Source organism: Denitraticella aggregata (assembly GCF_048158365.1).
GTDB lineage: Bacteria > Pseudomonadota > Gammaproteobacteria > Burkholderiales > Rhodocyclaceae > Azoarcus_F.
In genome coordinates, this window is record NZ_JBLLNL010000046.1 from 1 (window position 1) to 762 (window position 762).

The following is a 762-nucleotide window of genomic DNA, read 5'->3' on the forward strand; positions in this document are numbered from 1 at the left end:
GAATGGCACTAAGTTAAGCCCTTCTAGCACGTTTGGCGCAACATGACATTGGCGTGTCATGAGATAATCTGGCATGACAAATACGACGCTTTTTCTGCCCGGTTTTCACCTTGCCACCCTGCGTCGGAGACCGCGTTCGGCGGCCCAGCGACTGGCTGAAGAGAAGGCCCGGATTCGTCAGCACTCGATCAGCGAGCTTGGCGATTGTTTCGGGCATTTCATACCGACAAAGACGCTGGAGAACGGGCCGGATGGCGCCTTCAGCCGGCGCCGGCTGTTCAGCAAGGAAAATACGTTCTGGGCTTTTTTCTCGCAAGTCCTCGACGCCGACGGCGGTTGCCAGGAAGTGGTTCGCAAGGTTCAAGCCCTTGCCGCGACGCGATCAATGCCGGTGCCGTCAGCGTCGACGTCGGCGTATTGCCAGGCACGCAGAAAACTTGATCCGGTTGAACTGGAAAAGATCCTGGCGCACACCGCCGAAGACCTCCAGCAGCAAGGCCGAAGCCGCTGGTGGAATGATCGTCGCGTTGTCGTGGTCGACGGCACGGGTGTCAGCATGCCTGATACACACGCCAATCAACAAGACTGGCCTCAGCCCAATAGCCAGAAGCCCGGCTGCGGCTTTCCGCAGGCAAGAATTTGCGCCTGCTTTTGCCTGCAAACGGGAGCCTTGCTGAGTTACCGCATGGGCCACAATAAGAGCGCCGAATTGCCCTTGTTGCGACAGCAATGGGACAGTTTCAGCAGCGGCGACATCTTTGT

The 762-nt window shown here is 58.0% G+C and carries 1 protein-coding gene; it reads left to right on the forward strand.

Annotated elements, in window-relative coordinates; translation table 11 throughout:
• Positions 1-73: 73 nt before the first annotated feature.
• Positions 74-762, forward strand: a 689-nt coding sequence (locus tag ACKVEX_RS16585) for a transposase (RefSeq protein WP_473216847.1), incomplete at its 3' end; no start/stop codon positions are given.